A 1491-nucleotide genomic window follows, 5' to 3' on the forward strand; every position below is an offset into this window, starting at 1 on the left:
ATATACAACAGTATTATATAACATACGAGATGTAATAATATCCCCAAGACAATTCTCTTGTTCTAATTGTTGGAGTGTAAGATTAGAAGTGAAAAATGTTGATTTTTTGTTTTCTTTACGAAAATCAATTATATCATAAGTAAAATCCTTAATATAATTTGTAAATCTCCCATTTCCTATATCATCAAGTATTAGTAGGGGAACCGTCTTCATGAGTTTTACTTGTTGTAAAACTTTTTGTGTGAAATCTTCATCATTTAATTGATAAATTTGCCGTAGATCATTTGCCCATGAACCATACTTAATATAGAGTACAAGCGGAGACTCAAAATTAAATAAAGAAGGATTCATTACTGATTTAAATATATATTCCATTGCAAAGGCTATAGCAGTATATGATTTACCAGTTCCTTTTTGTGGATGTATAAAAGCGAGATTATTTCCATTCTTAACAATTTCCTCTATGGAATTAAAAGTATCTATAATGTAGTCTTTGTACATTCTGTTATCCGTGTCGATTAAGAAATTTCTTTTATTTGCATTTTGATATTCTAAAGGAATTTGAGAAAGCTTTAAAGCTTGATTAAGTAAGATATAACCGCCACACTCAGGATTCATTGTATAATCCTGTGGCAGGGGAGTAGTACCATTTCTACGTTGGCACCAATCTCTAACGACACATTGTGTACAAGTAACATAAGGTTCATTCAATATTCACACCACCCATTATGCTTATAAATTATTTATATGATTTTGTAATTTTAAAACTGTTATATAATAGATTGATTTTTAAATATAAAATTACTAGTCAATACTTCAATATTTAATTCTTTTTTCTCTAAAACATGAAGGAATAAAGCATTTAAGTGATTTATTGTATTTTGCTGAATCTCCATATGATGTAATGAATATTTATTTTGATTAAGAAAAGACAATATTGAATTCTTACATTTCATAATATCCTTCCAACCATATTTTTTTGCAAGTGTATCTATTACTTCCCATATCATTTCTGATACTTTTAGGAGTGGAATCTTATCACATTCTATTATGTAGTATCGATTACTTTTTCCGCGACCTGGGACCTCTTTTTTTATAAATCCTTTTTCAACTAATTCATTAATATAACGAATAATTGTATTTATTGAGCAGGAACAAGATATAGATAATCTATAAATACTTGGGAATGCAAATTCTCCTTTTTTATAAATGTAATTCAAAATGTTAGAATACACCAATTTTGCGTGAGTACTTAGGCCAATACAGTGAGCTACCATGCTAGGAGTGCTTATATGCCCTTTGTTGTATGAGCTATTGTATATAAATTCTCTTTCTTTTGAATTTGGCATCGTTTTATACAATTAAAACACCTCTTTCTATTATAAGTATCGTTTTATATGCTGAAAAAGTTGAGGGGGAATTTTAAGGAAATAAAAAATAATTCTACATTCAGATAAAAAATAATCCAATTTACCTATAATACTATTAAAT

General features: G+C 27.9%; 2 protein-coding genes. Both read right to left on the minus strand.

Going from position 1 to position 1491, the window contains the following annotated elements:
- A partial coding sequence (locus ABWK52_RS24995) for an ATP-binding protein (protein WP_353772203.1) occupies positions 1 to 711 on the minus strand: 711 nt, incomplete at its 3' end.
- A 59-nt stretch (positions 712 to 770) separates the two neighbouring features.
- Positions 771 to 1361 (minus strand): helix-turn-helix domain-containing protein, encoded by a 591-nt coding sequence (locus ABWK52_RS25000; RefSeq protein WP_097842583.1) that lies wholly within the window; start codon positions 1359 to 1361, stop codon positions 771 to 773.
- Between the last annotated feature and the right edge of the window lie 130 nt (positions 1362 to 1491).

It is taken from the genome of Bacillus sp. AP50 (genome assembly GCF_040492675.1).
GTDB classification, from domain to species: Bacteria; Bacillota; Bacilli; order Bacillales; family Bacillaceae_G; genus Bacillus_A; species Bacillus_A cereus.